The following is a 21,579-nucleotide window of genomic DNA, read 5'->3' as shown; positions in this document are numbered from 1 at the left end:
GGAGCGGGCTTGCTCGCGAAGGCGGTGGATCATCCAACATCTCAGTTGACTGCCAGGCCGTCTTCGCGAGCAAGCCCGCTCCCACAGGGAATCACCTCCAGAACTACTTGAAGACCAACGCCTCAGGCACATCCACATCCCACAACACACCGGGATCATCCACAGCCACTTCAACCACCCGCCCTTGGGCAAACAGTGGTTTCGCGCCGCGATCGCCCGATAGCAGCATCAACCCCGCTGCGAAGTCCCGTCCAAATCCGACCGGATGCCCATACTTACCACCCTGTACCGGCACACTGATGCTGTCATCGCCAATACCCGCCACCACCTGCTCGATACTGGACGGCAGGATGAAGGGCATATCCCCCAGCACCATCAGCCAGCCATCGAGTTGTTTGCAGGCAGCGACCCCGGCGGCAATGCTGTCGCCCATGCCGGTCGATTCGATCAGCACAATCTCGCAGCCATAGGCCTGAGCCATGCGAATCACTTGCGGGCGGTCAGCAGTGGTCACCAATACGCGTTTGCCCAGCGTCGCCGGCAGGTTGACCAATGTGTGCTCGATGACAGAGCGCACCACGCCGTCACGCCCGGTGCAATCAGCCACCAACTTATCCTTTTCAGCACCCGCCACCTGACGAAACCGGCTGCCCTGCCCCGCCGCCAGTACGACGACGCCAATGGACTCGCTCATACCTTCTCCCGCAAGACTTTCTTCTGTTTCAGTTCGACGCCATTTTTGACCGCCACGATCTCCGCCATGAGCGACAAGGCAATTTCCGCTGGATTATGACTGCCGATGTGCAAGCCGATCGGACCATGCAAACGGTCAATCGCCGGTTGCGACAAGCCCAGTTGAGCCAGGTTTTCCCGGCGCTTCTGGCTGTTGACCCGCGACCCCAGCGCTCCAACGTAAAAGGCTTTGGAATCCAGGGCCGTGAGCAGCGCCATGTCGTCCAGGCGCGGATCGTGGGTCAAGGCCACGATGGCCGTGCGTTCATCGGTCTGGATATTCAATACCGCCTCATCCGGCATGCCCGAGACGAATCGTCCGTGCTGCTCTTCCCAGCCATAGACGAACTCGCTGCGCGGATCGCAAATCAGCACCTCGAAATCCAGCAGACGGGCCATTTCCGCGACATAGCGCGACAGCTGCCCCGCGCCGATCAGCAGCAAGCGCCAGCGCGGCCCATAGATCGCCCGCAAGGTCTGACCGTCGAACGTCAAGACGTCAGCTTTAGTGGCCGGCTGCAAAAGCACTTCGCCGGTGGCCAGGTTCAGTTCACGCGCAACGATTTCATGGGCCTCGCATCGGGTCAGCAGCTGCTCAACCCAATCCCCATCGTCGATGCGCTCCTCGGTCAAGCGCAAGGTGCCGCCGCAGGGCAAGCCGAAACGTGCGGCTTCCTCGCGGGTCACGCCGTACGTGATCAGTTGCACCGGCGGCCCGTCCAGTGCGAGGCGGCCGTCGTGCAGCCGGGCGATCAAGTCATCCTCGACACACCCGCCGGAAACCGAGCCAATCACCACGCCGTCTTCACGCAGGGCCAGCATGGCGCCGGGTGCCCGGGGCGCAGTGCCCCAGGTTTCGACCACGCTGTACAACACCACCCGCTGACCGGCGCGCTGCCATTGCAGCACACTGCGCAGGACGTTCAGGTCGGCGCTGTCCATCAAGCTCCGGCCTGCTGCCAGCCCGACAACTGATAACGAACCGGCAGGTTGCGGATGCGCTTGCCGGTGGCTGCAAAGATCGCATTGCACAGGGCCGGCGCAATCGGTGGCACGCCCGGCTCACCAACCCCGCCCAATGGCACGTCGCCCGGCGGCGTCACCAGATGCACCGCCACCTCCTTCGGCGCCAGGGACATGCGGGCCACTTCGTACATGTGGAAGTTATCCTGCTGGACCTTGCCGTCCTTGAAGCTGATTTCCCCCAGCACCGCATTACCCAGGCCCATGACGCAGGCGCCCTCGAACTGCGCGCGAATCCGCTCGGGATTGATCTGCGGTCCGCAATCGACGGCAATATCGGCCTTGTGCACCACCAGCGTACCGTCGTCTTTGACCTCTACCTCGATCACCGCCGCCACATAGGTCACGAAGCTGTAATGCACCGCCAGGCCCAGGCCACGCCCCTTGGGCAGCTCACGCCCCCACCCGGCGGCGTTGGCGGCGGTCTCCAGTACCGTGCGCAGGCGCGCGGTGTCGATCGGATATCGCTCGGGGGATTCGCCGTAGTTCCACTCTTCGCTCAAGGTGCGCGGATCGATCTGACGGTCCGGGCCGAGCAATCTGATCTGGTACTTCAGCGGATCTTCCCCGGCCTTGTGCGCCAGCTCATCGATAAAACTCTGGATCGCGAACCCATGGGGAATGTTCGACACCGAGCGATACCAGCCGACGCGGGTATGCACCGTGGCCTCGGGGTTTTCCAGGCGAATGTTGGGGATCGCATAGGCCATGTTGGTGAAGCCCATGCCCAGTTCGAACGCCGCCTCATGGTTCATGCCCGGCGCAAACAACGCCGTGATGCTCGGCGCCACTGTACGGTGCAACCAGCCGGACGGCAGACCGTCCTTGCTCAAGCTGGCCTTGAGGTATTCGGCCGATACGGTGTGGAAGTAGGAACAATGAATGTCGTCTTCGCGGGTCCATTGCACCCGCACCGCTTTGCCGGGGAACTCCTTGGCGAGAATCGCGGCTTCGATGATGAAGTCAGGCTTGGACTTGCGCCCGAACCCACCGCCCAGCAGGGTCACATTGAACGTGACCTTGTCGAACGGCAGGCCCAGCCTTTCACCCATCCGTTCCCGGGTGACCTGCGGTGCCTGGCTTGGCCCCCAGGCCTCGCACGCACCGTCCTTGAACCGCGCAATGGCGACCATCGGCTCCATTGGCGACTGTGACAAATGCGGCAAGTAGTAAGAGGCTTCCAGCGTACTGTCGGCGCTGCTCATGGCTTCGTCTATGTTGCCGGTATTGCGCACCACCTTGCCAGGCTTGAGCGAGGCCGCTTCGAGCTCCTTGCGATAGGCGATCGAGTCGTAGCTGGCGTTGGGGCCGTCATCCCACTCGATTTTCAGCGCCTCGCGCCCCTTGATCGCCGCCCAGGTATTGCTCGCCACCACGGCGATGCCACCCAGGGGCTGGAACTCCGAAGGCAACGGACGGCTTTCGATCTGCAGCACCTTGACCACGCCAGGGACTTTCATCGCCGCGCTGCCGTCGAAACTTTTGACTTTGCCGCCATACACCGTGGGTCGGGCAATGGTCGCGTACAGCATGCCGTCGAAATGCACGTCGGCACCGTACACCGCACGGCCGTTGACGATGTCTTCACCGTCGATGGCCTTGGTGCCTTCCTTGCCGATGTAACGGAATTCCGAAGGCTGCTTGAGCCTCAGGCTGTCACGCGCCGGTACGGCCAAAGCGCTGGCAGCGGCGGCGAGCGCACCATAATCCAGTTCGCGGCCCGAGGGTTTATGGATGACTTTATGCAGTTGCGCATGGCACTCGCCCACCGACACCTTCCACTGGTCAGCAGCGGCCTGCTCCAGCATGGCGCGTGCAGCAGCCCCGCAACGACGCATTGGTTCGTACCAGTGGCGCATGCTGCGTGAACCGTCGGTGTCCTGGTTGCCGAAGCGTGCTTCATCGCCCGGGGCCTGCTGTACCTTGACCCGTGCCCAATCGGCTTCCAGTTCATCTGCCACCACCATGGTCAGGCTGGTGCGCACGCCCTGACCCATTTCCGAGCGGTTGCAGATCACGGTCACCGTGCCATCGGCGGCGATGCTCACATAGACTTTCGGATCGTCGACCCAGCCGTGGGGCATGCCGTCGGCGCCGAACTTCTTGTCTTTTTCTTCGGCAAAAGCATCTTGCCAGCCCCAGCTCGCCGCCAATACCAGCGCACTGGTGGCGCCCACGCCTTTGAGAAAGCCACGGCGACTGAGCTGGCTCAGATTGCTCAGGGTGAAATCATTCGGTAACCGGCTCATGCCTTGGCCTCCTTCAGGTGAGTGGAGGCCTGGCGGATGGCGGTCTTGATGCGGTTGTAGGTGCCGCAGCGGCAGATGTTGCCGACCATCGCTTCTTCAATCTGCTCGTCGCTGGGGTTCGGGTGGATCTTGAGCAGCGCTGTCGCCGACATGATTTGCCCACCCTGGCAGAAACCGCATTGGGCGACCGCCGTGTCGAGCCAGGCTTGCTGGACGACTTTGCCGATCGGGTCGGCGTGCAGGTTGTCGATGGTGCTGACATTCTGACCGACGACGGAACCGATGGGCGTGATGCAACTGCGTGCGGGAGCCCCTTCGATATGAATGGTGCAAGCACCGCACAGGCCCATGCCGCAGCCGAATTTGGTGCCGTTGTATCCGGCCACGTCGCGGATCGCCCAGAGCAGCGGCATGTCCTCGGCGACGTCGAGTTGATGGTCTTGACCATTGAGTTTCAGGGTAATCATGGGCACGCCCGCATGGATCTTGAGTGATGGGGTCGAGCAATCTGCCGCTGGATCTCGGTGGGTCGCACGCAGATCGACTCAGGCTAATCGGCTCTCTTGTGCGGACGCAGACGTCTGCACCGGGCCTTTGGTGAAGCAAGACTGTGCATCGTTAGCTGACTAAGTTAACCGAGCATTAACATTCCGGGAAACACCGATAACGCTATACCTGTAGGAGCCGGCTTGCCGGCGATGGGCTCCCGTGCGCCGCGTTTATCCGGTGACGCGCGTTATCGTTGACGACCATCGCTGGCAAGCCAGCTCCTACAGAAGCGTCCAGGTCGAAATTGAAAGCCCAAAAAAAAGCCCTGCACAATAAACATCGTGCAGGGCTTTTTGATCTGTCCTGAAAGCTTAGCTCAATACCGGTTCGGTTCCATTTCCAGGTCGACATGGAATCGTTCTGCAATGTCTTTCTGGATGCGCTGCGCGAGGTTCAGCAATTGCAGGCCCGTTGCGCCGCCATAGTTGACCAGCACCAGTGCCTGCAGCTTGTGAACACCTGCGTCGGCATCGCGAAAACCTTTCCAGCCTGCCCGCTCGATCAACCAGCCAGCGGCCAGTTTCATCTGCCCGTCGGGTTGCGCATAGGCTACCAGGTCCGGGTATTCGCCCTTGAGCCGTGCAGCCAGCGCCGCTGACACCAAAGGGTTCTTGAAAAAACTGCCCGCATTGCCGAGCACAGCCGGGTCCGGGAGTTTTTCGTTGCGGATGCTGCAAATGGCCTGGCTGACATCGCTGGCGGTCGGATGGTCGATACCTTGTTCGGTCAAGCGCTGACGCACCGGGCCGTACTCCAGATGCAAATGCGCGGCACGGTCGAGGGCGAAACGCACACGCAGGATCAACCAGCGCCCTGGTTCCTGCTTGAACAGGCTGTCGCGGTAAGCGAAGTTGCACTGCGCCAGGCTGAAGTCGCGCAGTTCGCCGGTCTGGCGGTCGAGGGCGGTCAGGCCGGCGAATACGTCCTTGATCTCGACCCCGTAGGCGCCGATGTTCTGCATCGGTGCCGCACCCACGGTGCCGGGAATCAGGCTGAGGTTTTCCAGGCCGGACAACCCAAGCGCCAGGGTGTGTTGCACAAAGGGGTGCCAGGGTTCGCCCGCCTCGGCCTCGATCACCACTTTGCCGTCGTCATCGCTCAGCACGCGAATCCCGCGAGTGGCCATGCGCAGCACCAGCGAATCGATATCCGCCGTCAGCAGCAGGTTGCTGCCACCGCCGATCACCAGTACCGGGACTTTGTGCTCCAGCCCATAGGCCAGGGCTTCGCGCACATCGGCGTCGCTATGGGCCTCGGCAAACAGCCGGGCCTGGACATCCACGCCAAAGCTGTTGAACGGCTTGAGCGATACCTGCGATTGAATCTGCAAACTCATAACCGTCCCTTCAATTCAATCACCAGCAAATCACTGGCGCGCTCGATCAGGTCCAACACCTGCTCGAAGCCTTGCTCGCCGTCGTAGTAAGGGTCCGGCACTTCATCGATCGGCGACTGGTAACGGCGCAGGAACAGATCCAGCTCGGCCTTGCCCTTGGCGGGCTGCAAGGCCTTGAGGTTGCGCAGGTTGCTGTTGTCCATCGCGAGGATCAGGTCGTAGGTGGCGAAATCGGCGCGGCTGACTTGCCGGGCGCGTTGGGCCGACAAGTCGTAACCGCGCAACTTCGCCGCGGCCTGGCTGCGCTTGTCCGGCGCCTTGCCGACATGCCAGTCACCGGTGCCGGCGGAAGCGACCTCAACTTGATCGGCCAACCCCGCTTCGCGCAGCTTGTGCCGCAGCACGCCTTCGGCCGTGGGAGAACGGCAGATGTTGCCCAGGCACACGAACAAAACGCGCATCACGCCTCCAGCAGGCGACGAACGCGCTCAAGGTCTTCAACGGTATCGACGCCGGCTGGCGGCGCGATCAGTGCATCGGCCACGTGAATGCGCACGCCGTGCCACAGGGCTCGCAGCTGCTCCAGGCACTCGGTGTTTTCCAGCCAGCATGGACCCCAGTTGACGAAATCCTGCAGGAAACCGGCGCGGTAGGCATAGATGCCGATATGGCGGCGATACGGCACGCCTTCCGGCAACTGCCCAGGGTTCACGGCAAATGCATCCCGCGCCCAAGGCAAGGTGGAGCGACTGAATGTCAGCGCCAGACCATTGAGGTCGCTGACGACCTTGACCACGTTGGGATTGAACAGGGTGTCCGCGTCTTCGATCGGCTCGGCCAGGGTGGCCATGCGCGCTTCAGCGTGGGCCGCCAGATTGGCGGCGACCTGATCGATCACGCTCGGCGGGATCAGCGGCTCGTCGCCCTGGACGTTGACGACGATGGCATCAGGCGCCAGGCCCAGCTTCATCGCGACTTCGGCCAGGCGATCGGTGCCGGAATTGTGATCTTCACGGGTCAGCACCACTTCTGCACCGAAGCCATTGCAGGCCTCGACGATGCGCGCGTCGTCAGTGGCCACCACCACCCGCCCGGCACTGCTTTTGCGCGCCTGTTCCCAGACGTGCTGGATCATCGGCTTGCCGGCGATCAGCAGCAGCGGCTTGCCTGGCAGGCGGGTGGAGGCATAACGCGATGGAATGACAACGGTAAAGGCTGTGGTCATTTATCCAGACGCTCATCGGTGGTCAGGGTGCGCGCTTCCGACTCGAGCATCACCGGGATGCCGTCGCGAATCGGGTAGGCCAGGCCGGCGCCCTTGCTGATCAGCTCGGTCTTGTCGGCGCTGAGCTTGAGCGGGCCTTTGCAGACCGGGCAAGCGAGGATGTCGAGCAATTTGGTGTCCATGAGCATTCCCTGGAAAAAACGGAGTTAAGGCAACAAACGATCCGGCAGCAGGCGCATCAACTGTGTGTCGAACCAGGCCACGAAGGCCGGCGACGGCACGGCATCGACCGCCAGGTACCACCAGTCGGCGGCGGCAAAGGCACGGCATTTCACCGCGTCTTTTTCCGTCATCACCAACGGCAATGACGGCGTGAAATTCAACGCCTGCACGCTGTATTCGGCGTGGTCGGCAAACGCATGTGGAACAGGCTGCCAGTGTAGCGTTTCGAGGGTCTTGAAGAAACGTTGCGGATTGCCGATACCGGCCACCGCGTGCAGGGCCTGGCCGGCGGGGAAATGATCGAGGGGACGGCGTTCGCCGCTGCGCAGATTGACCAGCGCGGAGGGTTGCAATTGAAAGGCGAAGCCATCATCGCGGTCGAATGCGGCACCGTTGTAGAGCACCGCGTCGACGCTTTGCAGGCGCTCGACCGGTTCGCGCAACGGCCCGGCAGGCAGGCAACGGCGGTTGCCCAGGCCACGGGCGGCGTCGATCAGCACCAGCTCGAGGTCGCGGGCCATGCGGTAGTGCTGCATGCCGTCGTCGGACAGGATCAGGTCCAGCGGCTCACTGGCCAGCAAGGCTTTGACGGCGTTACTGCGATTGGGGTCGATCATCAGCGGCACGCCCGTGCGCTGGACAATCAGCAGCGGCTCGTCACCGGCGACGTCGGCGCCCTGCTCGGCCTCGACCCGCCAGGGTAATTGTGGCGGTTTGGCGCCATAGCCGCGGCTGACCACGCCGACCCGCAGGCCGCTGCGCTGGCAGTGCTCGATCATCCATAGAATCAGCGGCGTCTTGCCGGTGCCTCCCACGGTGATGTTGCCGACCACGATCAGCGGCACCGGCGGCTGGTAGATCTCGCCCTCCCCCGCCAGAAAGCGCTTGCGCTTGTTCATGACCACGCGCCGGTACAACCATTCCAGTGGCTGTAACAGCTTCAGGGCCGGATGACCTGCGTACCACGCGGCGAGCAATCGATCGGACATGGCCATCAGGGCGCGGGAGGCGCCGCCTCGATGGTGGTCATGCGCAAGTGACTGAAGCCGAGTTTGCCAGCGGCATCCATGGCCGTCACCACGGACTGATGCTGAGTCTTGCCGTCAGCACTGATGGACAACGGTCGGTTGGTGTCGCCGTTGGCTTCTTTTTGCAGCGCGTCCATCAGCGAGGCCAGGTCGCTTTTCGGCAGGATCTGGTTGTTCACCGAGAACACGCCGTCGGCGCTGATGGCGATGTCCAGCGGCTTGCTCTGATCGTCCGCCGGCGTGCCGCTGACGGCTTCCGGCAGATCGACACGCAGCTGGGTCTCACGGGTAAAGGTGGTGGTCACGACGAAAAACAGCAGCAGCACAAACACCACGTCGATCAGCGACACGAGGTTGATGTCCACGTTCTCCCGTTGCTTGCGGCGGAATTTCACGCTTTACCCTCGGCCAGATCAACGTCGCGGTCGCCCTGCACCACTTCAACCAGCTTGATGGCCTCCTGTTCCATGCCCACGACGAGTTCATCGATGCGCCGTTGCAGAAACCGGTGGAAGAACACCGCCGGAATACCGACGATCAGGCCCGAAGCCGTGGTAATCAAGGCTTTGGAAATACCGCCGGCCAGCACGGCGGCGTTGGTCATCATGCCCGTGCCCATGAACGAACTGAAGATATCGATCATGCCCAACACAGTACCCAGCAGACCCAGCAACGGTGCCATGGCGGCGATGGTGCCCAGTGCGTTGATGTAGCGTTCCAGCTCGTGGATCACCCGGGCTGCGGCCTCTTCGATGCACTCCTTCATGATCTCGCGACCATGTTTTGAGTTGGCCAGGCCGGCCGCCAGGATCTCGCCCAACGGGGAGTTGGCGCGCAGTTCCTTGAGTTTTTCCTTATTGAGCTGCTTGTCCTTGATCCAGACCCAGACCTGCCCGAGCAAGTGCTCCGGGGTCACGCGGCTGGCGCGCAGTGTCCAGAGACGTTCGGCGACGATGGCCATGGCCACGATGGAGCTCAGAATGATCGGCAGCATCATCCAGCCGCCGGATTTGACCAATTCCCACACAGTGACAGTCCCCTCGAAAAAGTGCGCCACTCTAACATAGGGGGTGGACGCACCGAAGACCGTGATGTCGCAACCGGTCGGGCTTTGATAACGCTCGGTTATGGGTTCGGGGCCGGCGGATCGCGCCAGAAACGCCGTTCCTGGCGCATCGACCACGGCGGCTCGAAGCGCCCCAGTTGCAGACGAATGGCACCCTGTTCGACGCTGTCGTAGATCGCCATCCCGCGTTTTTGATAACGCGCGATGACCGTGGGATGCGGATGGCCAAACGAATTCCCCTGGCCGCGGGAGATCAGCGCCCCTTTAGGTTGCAGGACATCCAGCAGGGCGTTTGACGACGAACTGCGACTGCCGTGGTGTGGCGCCTGCAGCCAATCGGTGGGCAGGGCCAACGGACTGTCCAGCAAGGCTCTTTCGGCGGCGGCATCGATGTCGCCACTCAACAGCAACCGCTCGCCATTGGCCTCGATCAGCAAGACACAGGAGTTCTGGTTGCTGTCGCCGGCCGATGGCCAGTGCCAAAGCCGGAAATCGACTTCATCCCAGGTCCATTGCCGGCCGCTCTCACAACGCCCGGCCTGCAACTCCACAGGCAAGTCTGACGGTTCACCACTGACCACCTGTTGCACCGGCAAGCTCTGGGCAATCGCCCGGGCACCCCCGGCATGATCGGCATGGGCATGACTGATCAGCATCAGGTCGAGGCCCTTCACCCCGAGTTTGCGCAACGCCGGCAACACCACCCGCTCCCCCTGGTCGAGCTCACCGAATCGCGGTCCGGCGTCATACAGCAAAGTGTGATGCCGGGTGCGCACCAGAACAGCCAACCCCTGCCCCACGTCCAACTGCCAGACTTCAGCGATGCCTTCCGGCAGCGTTGACCGGGGTGGGAATACCAGCAACAGCAGCAGAGGCCAACCCAACGGGCGCAACGGAACGCCACGCGGCAACAGCAGTAGAAAAGCGCCCAGCGCGCCAAGGCTCCATACCCCCAAAGGAATCGCCTTCGGCACCCACGCGGGTAGCACCTCGGCCAACACCGCAATAACCCTGAACAACCCACCGATCAAACCGCCCGCCAGCCACAACAGGCCCTCGCCCACGTAGGGCACCGGCAACAGCAATGTCCCGAGCAAGGCCGGTGGCAACACCACCAGACTGATCCACGGCACCGCCAGCAAATTGGCTGCCGGACCGCTAAGGCTGATCGGCAATCCCAATATGAACAGTAATGGGCACAGTCCGATTGCAATCAGCCACTGGGCACGGGTCCAGGTTTGCCACCATCGCCAAGGGCCCAACCGGCCGCCGAAGGTCAATATCAAGACAGCCACGGCCGCGAAAGACAGCCAGAAACCAGGCTGGAGACTCGCCAGCGGCTCCAGCAACAAAATGCCGCAGAGTGCCAGCAATAGCGGCCACCATGCACCGAGATGACGAAACCGCAGACGCCACAACAACACCAGACCCAGCATCAGGCAGGCTCGTCGCACCGGCACCCCGAATCCGGCCAGCATCCCGTAACCGAGCGCCGCGGCGAATGCCAGGCCACACGCCCAAGGCAACCATGGCAGACGGTTCGGCCATAACCCAAAGCGGGCCAGGCCGGCAATCAACAGATACACGACGCCCGCCAGCAAGCCGATGTGCTGCCCGGAAATCACCAACAGATGCACCGTGCCGGTGTCCTGCAATACCTGCCAGTCTTCGCGACTCAGCCCGGCACCATCTCCGAGCACCAACGCCGTCAACGCGCCGCCTCGCCCTTGGGCATCCACCGCTTGCAATCGCTGGCGGATGCCATCGCGCCAGGCCCATTGGGCTGGCGCAAGGCGTTCGCCCTGCTTGACCGTCCCGGTCGCACCGACGTGTTGTGCCAGCAACCAGGCCTGGTAATCGAACGCCTGCGGATTGAGGAGCCCGACCGGGCGCTTCAACTTGACTGCCAGACGCCAGCGCTCACCACTGTTCACCGGCGGCCCGCCGTACCAGGACAGGCGCATTTGCCGCGGCAGCCGGGTACGCCGGGACTGGATGTCGGTCAATTCGAAACGCACGACACCCTCGTCATGCCGGGGCAAGCCGGTGACCCGCCCTTCGACCCAGCGAGTTTCTCCGTCCAGCGCCCGGCGGCAACCGGTCATCCAGCGCCCACTGCGCATTCGCGCAGGCCCAACTCAAACCGAGCAGGTAAAACGCCACCGGATACGTCCTGAATGGCAACAACATCAAACCCGCCACCGGCATCGCCAGCCACAACCAGACCGGCGGCAACGCCGGTAAAAAACGCAAAGTCAGCAGACTCAGCGCCAACGCCATCATCCCTGTGCGCATAAGCCCGTCCTTGAGAATCCCCTCCAAGGCTTAGCCCGTCCGTCGTGCGGACGCCGTTATCAATTGTCACAAAGTCTGAATGGGCAGTTCATAGAATCCAGACATACTTGCCACCCTGACCGACCGAGAAGCCTTATGCCCCGGCGCTTATTCAAACGTTACATGCCAGACCCGATGAGCATCAGGGAACACAAGTCCTTACGCTTTCTCGGCACGCTGCTGCATGACCCGAACCTGTGGCACCTCAACCGCCACTCCGTGGCCCGCGCCATGGCCGTGGGTTTGTTCGCGGCGTTCCTGCCAATCCCGTTGCAGATGCTCCTGGCGGCCATCCTCGCCATTATCGTGCGCGGCAACATGCCGATCGCCGTGAGCCTGGTCTGGCTGACCAACCCGATCACCATGCCTGCCGTGTTCTTTTGCACCTACCAGACCGGCGCCTGGCTGATGGACGTCCCCGCCCGGCAGTTGCCGGACTCACTGACCTGGGAATGGATCAGGGGCGAAATCTCGACCTTGTGGCAACCGTTTCTGTTGGGTTCGGTGGTGACGGGGCTGGCACTCGGCGCGCTGTCCTACTTCATGGTGATGGCGTATTGGCGCTGGTGGGTGGCCAGGCAATGGAAGCGGCGCAAGAAGAGCCGGATGTGAAAATGCAAAACGGCCTCCACGTTGGGAGGCCGTTTTTTATGCGGTGTCTGGGCTGACGCCATCGTCGGAACGCCGCCCGGAGCAAGCCCGCTCCCACAGGGATCTTCAGTGCTACATAGATCCAGTGTGGGAGCGGGCTTGCTCGCGAAACAGACAACTCGGTATTTCTCAGGTACGCATCCCGCGCCCGCTGACCAGCAACCGGGCACAACCGATGTACAGCACTACGGTCGCGACCAGCATGAAGGCGATGGCCACACTGATGCGGATATCCGATACGCCGAGGATGCCGTAACGGAATGCGTTGACCATATGCAGCACCGGGTTGGCCAGTGATACGGTCTGCCAGAACGGCGGCAGCAAGGTGATCGAATAGAAGACCCCGCCCAGGTAAGTCAGTGGCGTCAGCACGAAAGTCGGAATGATCGAAATATCATCGAAGTTGCGCGCAAACACGGCGTTGATGAAGCCCAGCAGCGAGAAGATGGTCGCCGTCAGCACCACCACCAGAATGGTCACGCCCAGGTGATGCACCTGCAAATGGGTGAAGAACAGCGACAGCAGGGTCACGATGATCCCCACCATCAACCCGCGCAGCACGCCGCCCAGGGTGTAGCCGATCAGGATGGTGTGCGGCGACAGCGGCGAGACCATCAGCTCTTCGATGGAACGCTGGAACTTGCTGCCGAAGAAACTCGACACCACATTGCCGTAGGAGTTGGTGATCACCGACATCATGATCAGCCCCGGCACGATGTACTCCATGTAGGTGAAGCCACCCATGTCGCCGATTTGCCGACCGATCAGGTTACCGAAGATCACGAAGTACAGGACCATGGTGATGGCCGGCGGCAGCAGGGTCTGCGGCCAGATCCGGGTGAAACGCCGGACTTCACGGTAAACGATGGTGTTGAGGGCAATGAGGTTGGGGCGCAACTCGGAACTCATACCGCCACCTTCGACAGATTTTTCTCCACCAGGGACACGAACAACTCCTCGAGGCGATTGGTTTTGTTACGCAGGCTCAACACTTCGATGTTCTGCTGCGCCAGCTGGGTGAACAGCGCGGTGATGCCCATGGACTTTTCCACCTGGACTTCCAGGGTGTGGCTGTCGATCAGTCGGGACGGGTAGCCGAGCAACTGAGGCGCGGCGGGCAGATCGCCCTTGAGGTCCAGCAGAAAGGTCTCGACATGCAGTTGGCTGAGCAACTGACGCATGCTGGTGTTCTCGACGATGGTGCCGTGGTCGATGATGCCGATGTTGCGACACAACTGCTCAGCCTCTTCCAGGTAATGGGTGGTGAGGATGATGGTGATGCCTTTCTGGTTCAGCTCGGTGAGGAAGCTCCACATCGAGCGACGCAGCTCGATGTCCACCCCGGCAGTCGGTTCGTCGAGGATCAGCAGGCGCGGTTCATGCACCAGCGCGCGGGCGATCATCAGGCGACGCTTCATGCCGCCGGACAGTGAACGCGACGGCACGTCCTTCTTGTCCCACAGGCCCAGCTGGGTCAGGTACTGTTCGGCGCGTTCCTTGGCGATTTTCGCGGGGATGCCGTAGTAGCCCGCCTGGGTCACGACGATGTCGAAGGTCTTTTCGAACTGGTTGAAGTTGAATTCCTGAGGCACCACGCCGATGGAGCGCTTGAGCTGCGCAGGATTGCGGTCCAGGTCGTGGCCGAAGATATTCACCGTGCCGCTGGTCTTGTTCACCAGGGTCGAGAGAATGCCGATGGTCGTGGATTTGCCGGCGCCGTTGGGGCCGAGCAAGGCGAAAAAGTCACCTTCGGCGACTTCCAGATCGATACCACTCAGGGCCTGGAAACCGTTGCCGTAGGTTTTGGTTAGCTGCCGGATGGACAGAGCGGAACTCATATCTGATTTACGCACCAAGAAGGGAAGAAAGGGATAAGTATGGGCGGCGGCGAACAATACAACCGCAACAACTTGGCACAATGGTGCTTGTCGCCGCCACACAAGTACAGTCAAGCGTGTCGATAGTGAGTATTAAGTCAACGCGGTCATGACCGCCTTTTGATACGCCGGACGCTGTTTCAGCCGCGCGTACCAGGCCTGCAGATGCGGTTGTGGTGCACGCTCGATCGGCATCTCGAACCAGGCATAAATGAAACTGCCCAGGGGAATATCACCCATGCCGATCTCGTCTCCGGACAGGTAAGGCGTGTTCGCCAACGCCTGGTCGGCCATCGCCAGCAGCGCGTCGCATTCCTTGATCGCCGCCTTGATGGCGGGCCAGTCCTGCTGGTCTGCCGGGGTACGCAGCACACCCCAGAACACGGTACGGAACGGGCCGGAAAAGCTTGAGGTGGTCCAGTCCATCCATTTGTCGGCGCTGGCACGGGCTTGCAGATCCGCGGGGTACCAGGCCGTGTCGGCGGCGTGGCGGGCCATCAGGTAACGCACGATGGCGTTGGACTCCCACAACACGAAACCATCGTCCTCGATCACCGGCACCCGACCGTTGGGGTTCATCGCGCGGTACTCGGGTGTATCGACGACCCCAAAGGCGCCACCGGCATCGATAGCCTCATAGACCAGGCCCAGTTCTTCGGCGGCCCACAATGGCTTTCTCACATTCGATGAGTTTTTCCGACCCCAGATCTTCAGCATGACCGCCTCTTTTTCGGTAAGTGGGCAGGCAGCATACGCCGGATCAGGTGCGACTCAAATCGCTCTGCATGTCACCCAACAGCGGTTGCAGTTGCTCACCGAACAGGTGCGGATAGCATTTTTCCAGGTGTTCGAAAAAGAACGCTTCAGGGACGTCGGCGAACTGGCCGTGATCGACGAGGTACTCCATCAGCTTCGCGCCATCGCGGTTGAAGGGATGAAAAACGCTGTCGTTGATCCCGTCGAATTCCAGCGGCGCCACATTGAACAGCTCGCAAAGTTTGCGGTTGAACGCCGGCGTCGCCTTGATCCAGCGCCCCCGCAAATAAAACTCGGTATAGCCGTGCATGGCGAACATGTCGCTCTTGAGCAATTCAAGCAGCCGAGGCGTCGACAAATGATTGCGCACATCCGCCAGGCCGATCCGCGCGGGAATCGCGCAATGCCGTGCGGCAGCTGCCAGCAAGGTGGCCTTGGGCACGCAGTAACTCTCCCCGGTCGCCAATGCATGACTGCCACGCAGGGTCTGTGGATCGCGACTGAAGGTATACGGGTTGTAGCGCACCGCTTCGCGCACGGCGTAATAGAGACTGATCGCCTGCTCAAGCGGATCGCGACTGGCACCCCGGTGTTTTTCGGCGAACTCCACCACGGACGGATGGTCACTATCGATGAAGCGGCCGGGACTCAGGTACTCGTGCATGAGAATAATCTCCTGGGGAAGCCCCGAGTCTAGCGAGAGCTTCAGCACAGAGATAACGACGTTTCGGCCAAACATGGGCGCTTTGTCGCTCGCTCAATGAAGGCTTTTCCCACGTGTGTGGCCCATCAGGCACACGAAAATCATCCTGGGTCACCACCCGCCTGTTTTACGGATGCCGTCTAAGCTCTGAGGGCTGGTTCGCCCTGGTTTCACGGAGGAATGAATATGCTGCTGTTGTGGATACTGGTTCTGCTGGTCGGTATTGCTTATCTGGCCCACCGCCGCATCGCCCCGCTGCCCGCCCTGGTCATCGTGGCCGCCTATGTCGTGGCCATGGGCGCTTTCAGCCGCGCACCGGGCTGGTTGCTGCTGGTTTTCTGGGTATTGATCGCTGCCGTCGCCGCGCCCTTGCTGCTGCCCGACCTGCGTCGCAAATTGTTCAGCGCGCCGATGTTCGACTGGTTCCAGAAAACCCTGCCGCCGATGTCGCAGACCGAACGCGATGCCATCGACGCCGGTACGGTGTGGTGGGACGGAGAGCTGTTCAGTGGCCGTCCGGACTGGAGCAAACTGCTGTCCTATCCCAAAGCGCAATTGAACGAAGAAGAACAGGCTTTCATCGACGGGCCGACCGAAACACTCTGCACCATGGTCAATGAATGGCAGCTCGGTCAAACCATGGACCTGCCGCCCGAAGCCTGGACGTTCATCAAGGACAACGGCTTTTTCGCCCTGATCATCCCCAAAGAGTTTGGCGGCAAAGGTTTCTCTGCCTATGCCCACTCGCAAGTGGCGATGAAACTGGCGAGCCACAGCGGCGACCTCGCCTCCACCGTGATGGTCCCCAACTCCCTCGGCCCGGCCGAATTGTTGCTGCACTACGGCACTGACGAACAACGCAATCATTACCTGCCACGCCTGGCACGCGGCGACGATATCCCGTGCTTTGCCCTTACCGGTCCGCTGGCCGGCTCCGACGCGGGCGGCATGCCGGACTCCGGGGTGATCTGCAAAGGTGAATGGGAAGGCCAGGAGGTTCTCGGCCTGCGCCTGAACTGGGAAAAGCGTTACATCACCCTCGGCCCGGTGGCTACCCTCCTCGGCCTGGCCTTCAAGGCCTATGACCCCGATCACCTGCTGGGCGACAAGGAAGACCTGGGCATCAGCCTGGCGCTGATTCCGACCGACACCGCCGGTGTCGAGATCGGCCGCCGGCATCTGCCGTTGGGTGCCGCGTTCATGAATGGCCCGAACTCGGGCAAGGACGTGTTCGTCCCGCTGGAGTTCCTCATTGGCGGCCAGGAAATGCTCGGCAAGGGCTGGATGATGCTGATGAATTGCCTGTCGGTGGGGCGTTCGATTTCCCTGCCGGCGGTGGGCACCGGCATGGCCAAGTTCACCAGCCTGGTGACGGGCCAATACGCGCAGATTCGTGAGCAGTTCAATGTACCGATTGCCGCATTCGAGGGCATCCAGGAAGCCATGGCCCGCATTGGCGGCAACGCCTGGATGATGGATGCCGCCCGCATGCTGACCGCCAATGCGGTCGACCTGGGCGAGAAACCGTCGGTGCTGTCGGCGATTCTCAAGTACCACCTGACCGAGCGCGGCCGCGATTGCATCAGCGATGCCATGGATGTGCACGGCGGCAAGGCAATCATCATGGGGCCGAACAATTACCTGGGCCGCAAATGGAACGGCGCGCCGATTTTTATCACGGTGGAAGGTGCGAACATTCTCTCGCGCAACCTGATGATCTTCGGCCAGGGCGCGATCCGCTGCCATCCCTTCGTGCTCAAGGAAATGGCCCTTGCCGGCCGTGAAGACAAGGATCAGGCGCTCAGAGAGTTCGATGGCCTGCTGCTCAAGCACATCGGTTTTGCCGTGGGCAACGCCGCCAGTACGCTGGTGCTGAATCTCGGTTTCGGGCATCTCGAACACACCCCGGGCGACAAACTCAGCCAGGGGTACTTCCGCGCCCTCAATCGTCAGGCCGCAGCGTTCGCCCTGCTCGCCGACCTCAGCATGATGTTGCTGGGCGGCGCACTGAAACGCCGGGAACGCCTGTCCGCACGGCTGGGTGACGTACTGAGCAACCTTTACCTGGCCTCTGCGGCACTCAAGCGCTATCACGATCTCGACACACCGGAGTACATGACGCCGCTGGTGAGCTGGGCCATGGAAGAAAGCCTGGGGCAGGCGGAACGGGCCATGGATGAGCTGTTGAACAACTTCCCGAACAAAGTCGTGGCCTGCCTGTTGCGGGTCATCGTGTTCCCGTTCGGTCGTCGACACAAAGGCCCCTCGGACAAACTCGCGGCCGAAGTCGCTGCCTTGATTGGTCGCGCCAAGGGCGACCCCGCCCTGGAGGAATTGCTCCTGGGTTGCTATCGCCCGCAGGCGAGCGACGATCCGGTCGGCGCCTTGCAACACGCCTGCAACCTGTTGAGCGCCGCTCAGCCGCTGCAGAAAAAGCTGCATGTGGCACTCAAGAGCGGCCAGGTCAAACCGCTGGCCGGCGAGTCGCTGATCGATGCCGCACTCGAGGCTGGCGTGTTGCAGCCGGTGGAAGCGCAAACCCTGCGTGAAGCCGAAGCGGCCCGGCGCAAGGTGATCGATGTCGATGACTTTGACCAGGAGGCTTTGGCGCTGGCCGGGGGAAAAGTCCGCTGATCCCTTCAAACATGTAAAAACGGGCGCGGGCGCTTTATACTCCCGCGCCCGTTTTGCTCTTGAGGACTTATCTCGTGTCCAACATCGTTGCCGATCATCTCGTTTTACTCGACCACCTGCGCAGCATCCTGGTCGCCGTAGGTGAGGCCGAGCAGGTTCCCGACGAAAGCCATGCCTTGTTCCTTGAGCGCTTCGACGAGTTGCTGGCGTTACTGCCTGTCGACCCGATCGAAAGCCAGTACCTGGGCCAGGACATTCTGTGCCAGGTCATCACTCGCTATCCGCAAATCGCGCACCTGGTGCCGCGCGACCTGCTGTGGTATTTCGCCGGTGACTGCCTGCATTACATGCCCGATGATGAAATCGACCTGTACCAGGCCCTGGAAGAGCGTCGCTTCGAAGCCGAACAGAACGACGAGCCTTTCGACTGGAACCAGGAAAAGCAGCTTCTGGCCTTGTCGAACCAGGACAGCAAGCACTGATCCCCTGACAGGTCATGCAAAAGGCCCGCATGGTTGAACATGCGGGCCTTTTTTTGGCATTCAAAACAAGCCGTCACTCTCCGGCAGTTCATACTCCGATGGCGACCAGCCCGGACCATTCGACCGACCCGGCTTGCCCAGCGTCGGCTCCTTCGCCAGACATTCCACCAGGTAATCGATCAACACCCGTAGCTTGGGCGGCAGGTATCGGGTTGGCGAATGCAGCAACCAGGCGCCGCCGTGATAGGACGCCAGAAAGGTCCAGTCCGGCAGCACTTGCACCATCAACCCCTTCTCCAGGGCATGGCGCGCCGTGAAATACGGCAGGCTGCCAATGCCGATGTGCTGCAACACCGCGCCATAACGTACACCGGTGTGATTGGCGGCATATCGCCCGCGCACACCCACGGTTACCGTCTTGCTGCCTTTCTTGAATTTCCAGCGTGCGTCGCTGGGTGTTTCGCCCAGGTAAATGCAACTGTGATTGAGCAACTCATGGGGATGCGTCGGCGTCCCGTGCTCGGCCAGATACTGCGGAGTAGCGCAGAGCATATTATCGATGGTCAGCAACTGCCGCCCCACCAGACCCGCAGGCGGCCGATCGGTGATGCGAATCGCCAAGTCGACGTGATCGTCGATCAAATCGACCTGGCGGTCCTCAAGCAACAGTTCCACATCCACTTTGGGATAACGCCGCAAGAACTCCGGCATGTGCGGGTGAATCACGATTCGGCCTACCGCTTTCGGCACGCTGATACGTACCAGCCCCTCGGGTTCATCCGTGAACTGACCACTGATTTCCATCACTGACCGCGCGGCATTGACCATTTCCTGGCACCGCTTGAACACCTCCTCGCCACCGTCACTCAGACGCAACTTGCGCGTGGTTCGTTGCAGCAACCGGGTGGCAAGCGCCTTCTCCAGGCGCGAAATGCTGCGACTGACCGCCGAGGGTGAGGAGCCCAACTGACGAGCGGCCTCGGAGAAACTGCCCGTCTCGACAACCTTGACGAAAATCGCCATTTCGCCGAGCAGCGGCAGGGGAAGATTTATGCTCACAACGCAACAGTCCTTTGATGTTTGCCCGGATTATCACGTATTTACAGGCTTTCTATAATAGAAACTGATTACCAAATACGAGCCCGGAATATGACGCTGCGCCTTTTTTTCCATAGTGATGAGCTCAAGGCCAACGTGGAAGTCATGGAATGCACCCCCCACGAAAACGAGTTTGCCGTGGTCTTGCGCGCGACCCTGTTCCACCCCCAAGGCGGTGGACAGCCTTGCGACACTGGCTGGATCGGCGAAAGCCAGGTGCTGCGTGTGGTTCAGGATCCCGAGCGGATCATTCATTTTGTCGACCAGCCGGTAAAAACCGGGATGACGCCAATCCGCGTCGACGAACAACGCCGGCGGTTCAACACGCGCATGCATTCGGCTGGCCATTTGATCGGCCACTTTGTCCAAGCCATGGGCTGGATGCCGATCAAGGCGCATCACTGGCCAGGTGAAGGGCGTGTGCAATTCCAGCCGGGCAAATCAGCGCAGGACATCGAGGCCCAGGTCATCGAGCAAGGCATCGGGCAGTGGATCGACCACGACCTGCCGCGCCTGACCTCGCTGCGCGAAGGATCCCGGGAAATCGGCTTCGGTGACCTGCCCGCCTACGGTTGTGGCGGTACCCATGTACGCAGCTTGAAGGATTTGGGCGCTGTCACCATCGCCTCCCTTTCGCAGAAAAAAGGCACGCTGTCCGTCCACTATCACGTGGACTGAGCACTGGGCGCTCGTGAGGGGCGCCTGATTTTATCGATGCAAGCAGTGCCCGAAACGCAAAAGGCCCACCCAGTCGTCAGACAGGCGGGCCTTTTTTGCTTTGACCATAAATCATGGACACACAAAAACGCCGCTCAATGAGCGGCGTTTTCGTTAAATATGGAGCGGGAAACGAGACTCGAACTCGCGACCCCGACCTTGGCAAGGTCGTGCTCTACCAACTGAGCTATTCCCGCAAATGGCGTCCCCTAGGGGACTCGAACCCCTGTTACCGCCGTGAAAGGGCGGTGTCCTAGGCCACTAGACGAAGGGGACACGCTGCCCGGAACACATGGTGTGTGTTTCGGTGCCCAGATCCGCATCCGAAGACTTGGTTCTGGTTTCACTCAGCCCTGCCCGAAGGCAACGCTGTTTAAAATTGGAGCGGGAAACGAGACTCGAACTCGCGACCCCGACCTTGGCAAGGTCGTGCTCTACCAACTGAGCTATTCCCGCATTGGCGTCCCCTAGGGGACTCGAACCCCTGTTACCGCCGTGAAAGGGCGGTGTCCTAGGCCACTAGACGAAGGGGACACACTACAACATTCACTCCCTGCTTCGTTTCGCTGTGTGCTTTACGCTGCAAGTGGCGCGCATTCTATGGATGGATTGAGAGGTCGTCAACCCCCTGATATAAATTTATTTAAATCAATGACTTCGCCCTGCTTTTGGACACCATTGCGGTTTTTCCGCTGCCCGGTGTTTGACGCCTATATTCTGACACCCCCCAAGACGTTATAGTCCTCCAGTGATGGCAATCTGTATATCGAGTGCCACCATTTATAGAAGCGAGGCTGCGGCCGATATAGGCGCAGGCATGTCCGATCCAACCCTTCATGCGGGCCTAGGCGCTCAAATGCCAAGCCACTAAACTCGCATGCGTACCCTAAAAAGAGG

The 21,579-nt window shown here is 61.2% G+C and carries 20 protein-coding genes, 4 tRNA genes and 1 pseudogene; 4 read left to right on the top strand and 21 right to left on the bottom strand.

Translation table 11 applies throughout. The features are described 5' to 3' along the window. Nucleotides 1-103: 103 nt before the first annotated feature. The 12 genes and pseudogenes from AB7M25_RS07940 to AB7M25_RS07885 all read right to left on the bottom strand — a co-directional run bounded on the left by AB7M25_RS07940 (nucleotide 104) and on the right by AB7M25_RS07885 (nucleotide 11,725). On the bottom strand, nucleotides 104-694 hold the full coding sequence (locus tag AB7M25_RS07940; RefSeq protein ID WP_429388597.1) for a nucleotidyltransferase family protein: 591 nt from the start codon (nucleotides 692-694) through the stop codon (nucleotides 104-106). Next, nucleotides 691-1,674, bottom strand: a complete 984-nt coding sequence (locus tag AB7M25_RS07935; protein WP_429388594.1) for an XdhC family protein — start codon at nucleotides 1,672-1,674, stop codon at nucleotides 691-693. The genes AB7M25_RS07940 and AB7M25_RS07935 overlap by 4 nt, the downstream gene beginning before the upstream one ends. Beyond that, nucleotides 1,674-4,004, bottom strand: coding sequence for a xanthine dehydrogenase family protein molybdopterin-binding subunit (locus tag AB7M25_RS07930; protein WP_429388592.1), 2,331 nt, complete (start codon nucleotides 4,002-4,004; stop codon nucleotides 1,674-1,676). The genes AB7M25_RS07935 and AB7M25_RS07930 overlap by 1 nt, the downstream gene beginning before the upstream one ends. Beyond that, entirely contained in the window at nucleotides 4,001-4,471 is a 471-nt protein-coding gene (locus tag AB7M25_RS07925; protein ID WP_429516628.1) for a (2Fe-2S)-binding protein, read from the bottom strand. The genes AB7M25_RS07930 and AB7M25_RS07925 overlap by 4 nt, the downstream gene beginning before the upstream one ends. A 398-nt stretch (nucleotides 4,472-4,869) precedes the next feature. Then, complete coding sequence (gene murB / locus AB7M25_RS07920; RefSeq protein WP_429516626.1) at nucleotides 4,870-5,889, bottom strand: UDP-N-acetylmuramate dehydrogenase; 1,020 nt, start codon at nucleotides 5,887-5,889, stop codon at nucleotides 4,870-4,872. Continuing rightward, nucleotides 5,886-6,350: a low molecular weight protein-tyrosine-phosphatase gene (locus AB7M25_RS07915; RefSeq protein WP_102673880.1), complete on the bottom strand. Its 465-nt coding sequence runs from the start codon at nucleotides 6,348-6,350 to the stop codon at nucleotides 5,886-5,888. The genes murB and AB7M25_RS07915 overlap by 4 nt, the downstream gene beginning before the upstream one ends. Then, entirely contained in the window at nucleotides 6,350-7,114 is a 765-nt protein-coding gene (kdsB, locus tag AB7M25_RS07910) for a 3-deoxy-manno-octulosonate cytidylyltransferase (protein ID WP_429516624.1), read from the bottom strand. The genes AB7M25_RS07915 and kdsB overlap by 1 nt, the downstream gene beginning before the upstream one ends. After that, the gene (locus AB7M25_RS07905) at nucleotides 7,111-7,296 is read right to left on the bottom strand and encodes a Trm112 family protein (protein ID WP_003179363.1); all 186 of its coding nucleotides are present in this window, start codon (nucleotides 7,294-7,296) and stop codon (nucleotides 7,111-7,113) included. Before AB7M25_RS07905 ends, kdsB begins: the two co-directional genes overlap by 4 nt. A gap of 24 nt (nucleotides 7,297-7,320) precedes the next feature. Next, nucleotides 7,321-8,331, bottom strand: a complete 1,011-nt coding sequence (lpxK, locus tag AB7M25_RS07900; protein WP_429516623.1) for a tetraacyldisaccharide 4'-kinase — start codon at nucleotides 8,329-8,331, stop codon at nucleotides 7,321-7,323. Beyond that, complete coding sequence (locus tag AB7M25_RS07895) at nucleotides 8,331-8,759, bottom strand: ExbD/TolR family protein (protein ID WP_111281671.1); 429 nt, start codon at nucleotides 8,757-8,759, stop codon at nucleotides 8,331-8,333. Before AB7M25_RS07895 ends, lpxK begins: the two co-directional genes overlap by 1 nt. Further along, nucleotides 8,756-9,391 (bottom strand): MotA/TolQ/ExbB proton channel family protein, encoded by a 636-nt coding sequence (locus tag AB7M25_RS07890; RefSeq protein ID WP_032829396.1) that lies wholly within the window; start codon nucleotides 9,389-9,391, stop codon nucleotides 8,756-8,758. Before AB7M25_RS07890 ends, AB7M25_RS07895 begins: the two co-directional genes overlap by 4 nt. A gap of 98 nt (nucleotides 9,392-9,489) precedes the next feature. Further along, nucleotides 9,490-11,725 (bottom strand): annotated as a pseudogene (locus AB7M25_RS07885) (DNA internalization-related competence protein ComEC/Rec2). 135 nt (nucleotides 11,726-11,860) lie between these two features. On the opposite strand from AB7M25_RS07885, the gene AB7M25_RS07880 reads away from it, so the two are divergent. Beyond that, nucleotides 11,861-12,376 carry a DUF2062 domain-containing protein gene (locus AB7M25_RS07880; protein WP_429388581.1) on the top strand — a complete coding sequence of 172 codons (516 nt, stop codon included), beginning with the start codon at nucleotides 11,861-11,863 and terminating at the stop codon, nucleotides 12,374-12,376. A 168-nt stretch (nucleotides 12,377-12,544) separates the two neighbouring features. Here the strand turns inward: AB7M25_RS07880 and AB7M25_RS07875 are convergent, their stop codons facing one another. The 4 genes from AB7M25_RS07875 to AB7M25_RS07860 all read right to left on the bottom strand — a co-directional run bounded on the left by AB7M25_RS07875 (nucleotide 12,545) and on the right by AB7M25_RS07860 (nucleotide 15,712). Then, nucleotides 12,545-13,324 carry an ABC transporter permease gene (locus AB7M25_RS07875; protein ID WP_007972352.1) on the bottom strand — a complete coding sequence of 260 codons (780 nt, stop codon included), beginning with the start codon at nucleotides 13,322-13,324 and terminating at the stop codon, nucleotides 12,545-12,547. Continuing rightward, nucleotides 13,321-14,253, bottom strand: a complete 933-nt coding sequence (locus AB7M25_RS07870) for an ABC transporter ATP-binding protein (RefSeq protein WP_007972354.1) — start codon at nucleotides 14,251-14,253, stop codon at nucleotides 13,321-13,323. Before AB7M25_RS07870 ends, AB7M25_RS07875 begins: the two co-directional genes overlap by 4 nt. 132 nt (nucleotides 14,254-14,385) lie before the next feature. Beyond that, a complete protein-coding gene (locus AB7M25_RS07865; protein ID WP_429388578.1) occupies nucleotides 14,386-15,009 on the bottom strand; it encodes a glutathione S-transferase family protein in 624 nt (207 codons plus the stop codon). A gap of 43 nt (nucleotides 15,010-15,052) precedes the next feature. Further along, a complete protein-coding gene (locus tag AB7M25_RS07860; protein WP_429388576.1) occupies nucleotides 15,053-15,712 on the bottom strand; it encodes a transglutaminase-like domain-containing protein in 660 nt (219 codons plus the stop codon). A 225-nt stretch (nucleotides 15,713-15,937) separates the two neighbouring features. Between AB7M25_RS07860 and AB7M25_RS07855 the strand changes: the two genes are divergently transcribed. Continuing rightward, nucleotides 15,938-18,385: an acyl-CoA dehydrogenase gene (locus AB7M25_RS07855; protein WP_429516620.1), complete on the top strand. Its 2,448-nt coding sequence runs from the start codon at nucleotides 15,938-15,940 to the stop codon at nucleotides 18,383-18,385. Between the two features lie 74 nt (nucleotides 18,386-18,459). Continuing rightward, nucleotides 18,460-18,867 carry a PA2817 family protein gene (locus AB7M25_RS07850; protein WP_007972361.1) on the top strand — a complete coding sequence of 136 codons (408 nt, stop codon included), beginning with the start codon at nucleotides 18,460-18,462 and terminating at the stop codon, nucleotides 18,865-18,867. A gap of 60 nt (nucleotides 18,868-18,927) precedes the next feature. Here the strand turns inward: AB7M25_RS07850 and AB7M25_RS07845 are convergent, their stop codons facing one another. After that, nucleotides 18,928-19,926 carry a LysR family transcriptional regulator gene (locus AB7M25_RS07845; protein WP_429388571.1) on the bottom strand — a complete coding sequence of 333 codons (999 nt, stop codon included), beginning with the start codon at nucleotides 19,924-19,926 and terminating at the stop codon, nucleotides 18,928-18,930. 90 nt (nucleotides 19,927-20,016) lie between these two features. Between AB7M25_RS07845 and AB7M25_RS07840 the strand changes: the two genes are divergently transcribed. After that, nucleotides 20,017-20,643, top strand: a complete 627-nt coding sequence (locus tag AB7M25_RS07840; protein WP_454237142.1) for an alanyl-tRNA editing protein — start codon at nucleotides 20,017-20,019, stop codon at nucleotides 20,641-20,643. Between the two features lie 160 nt (nucleotides 20,644-20,803). Here AB7M25_RS07840 and AB7M25_RS07835 read toward each other — a convergent pair. The 4 genes from AB7M25_RS07835 to AB7M25_RS07820 all read right to left on the bottom strand — a co-directional run bounded on the left by AB7M25_RS07835 (nucleotide 20,804) and on the right by AB7M25_RS07820 (nucleotide 21,216). Then, nucleotides 20,804-20,879: transfer RNA gene (locus AB7M25_RS07835), tRNA-Gly, on the bottom strand. 3 nt (nucleotides 20,880-20,882) lie between these two features. After that, a tRNA-Glu gene (locus tag AB7M25_RS07830) sits at nucleotides 20,883-20,958 on the bottom strand. A 104-nt stretch (nucleotides 20,959-21,062) separates the two neighbouring features. Continuing rightward, nucleotides 21,063-21,138: transfer RNA gene (locus tag AB7M25_RS07825), tRNA-Gly, on the bottom strand. A gap of 2 nt (nucleotides 21,139-21,140) precedes the next feature. Next, nucleotides 21,141-21,216: transfer RNA gene (locus tag AB7M25_RS07820), tRNA-Glu, on the bottom strand. Nucleotides 21,217-21,579: the final 363 nt, after the last annotated feature.

This window comes from Pseudomonas sp. AP3_22 TE3818, assembly GCF_053628995.1.
The sequence above is the reverse complement of the archived record's forward strand: the minus strand, read 5'-3'. Positions and strand labels throughout refer to the sequence as shown.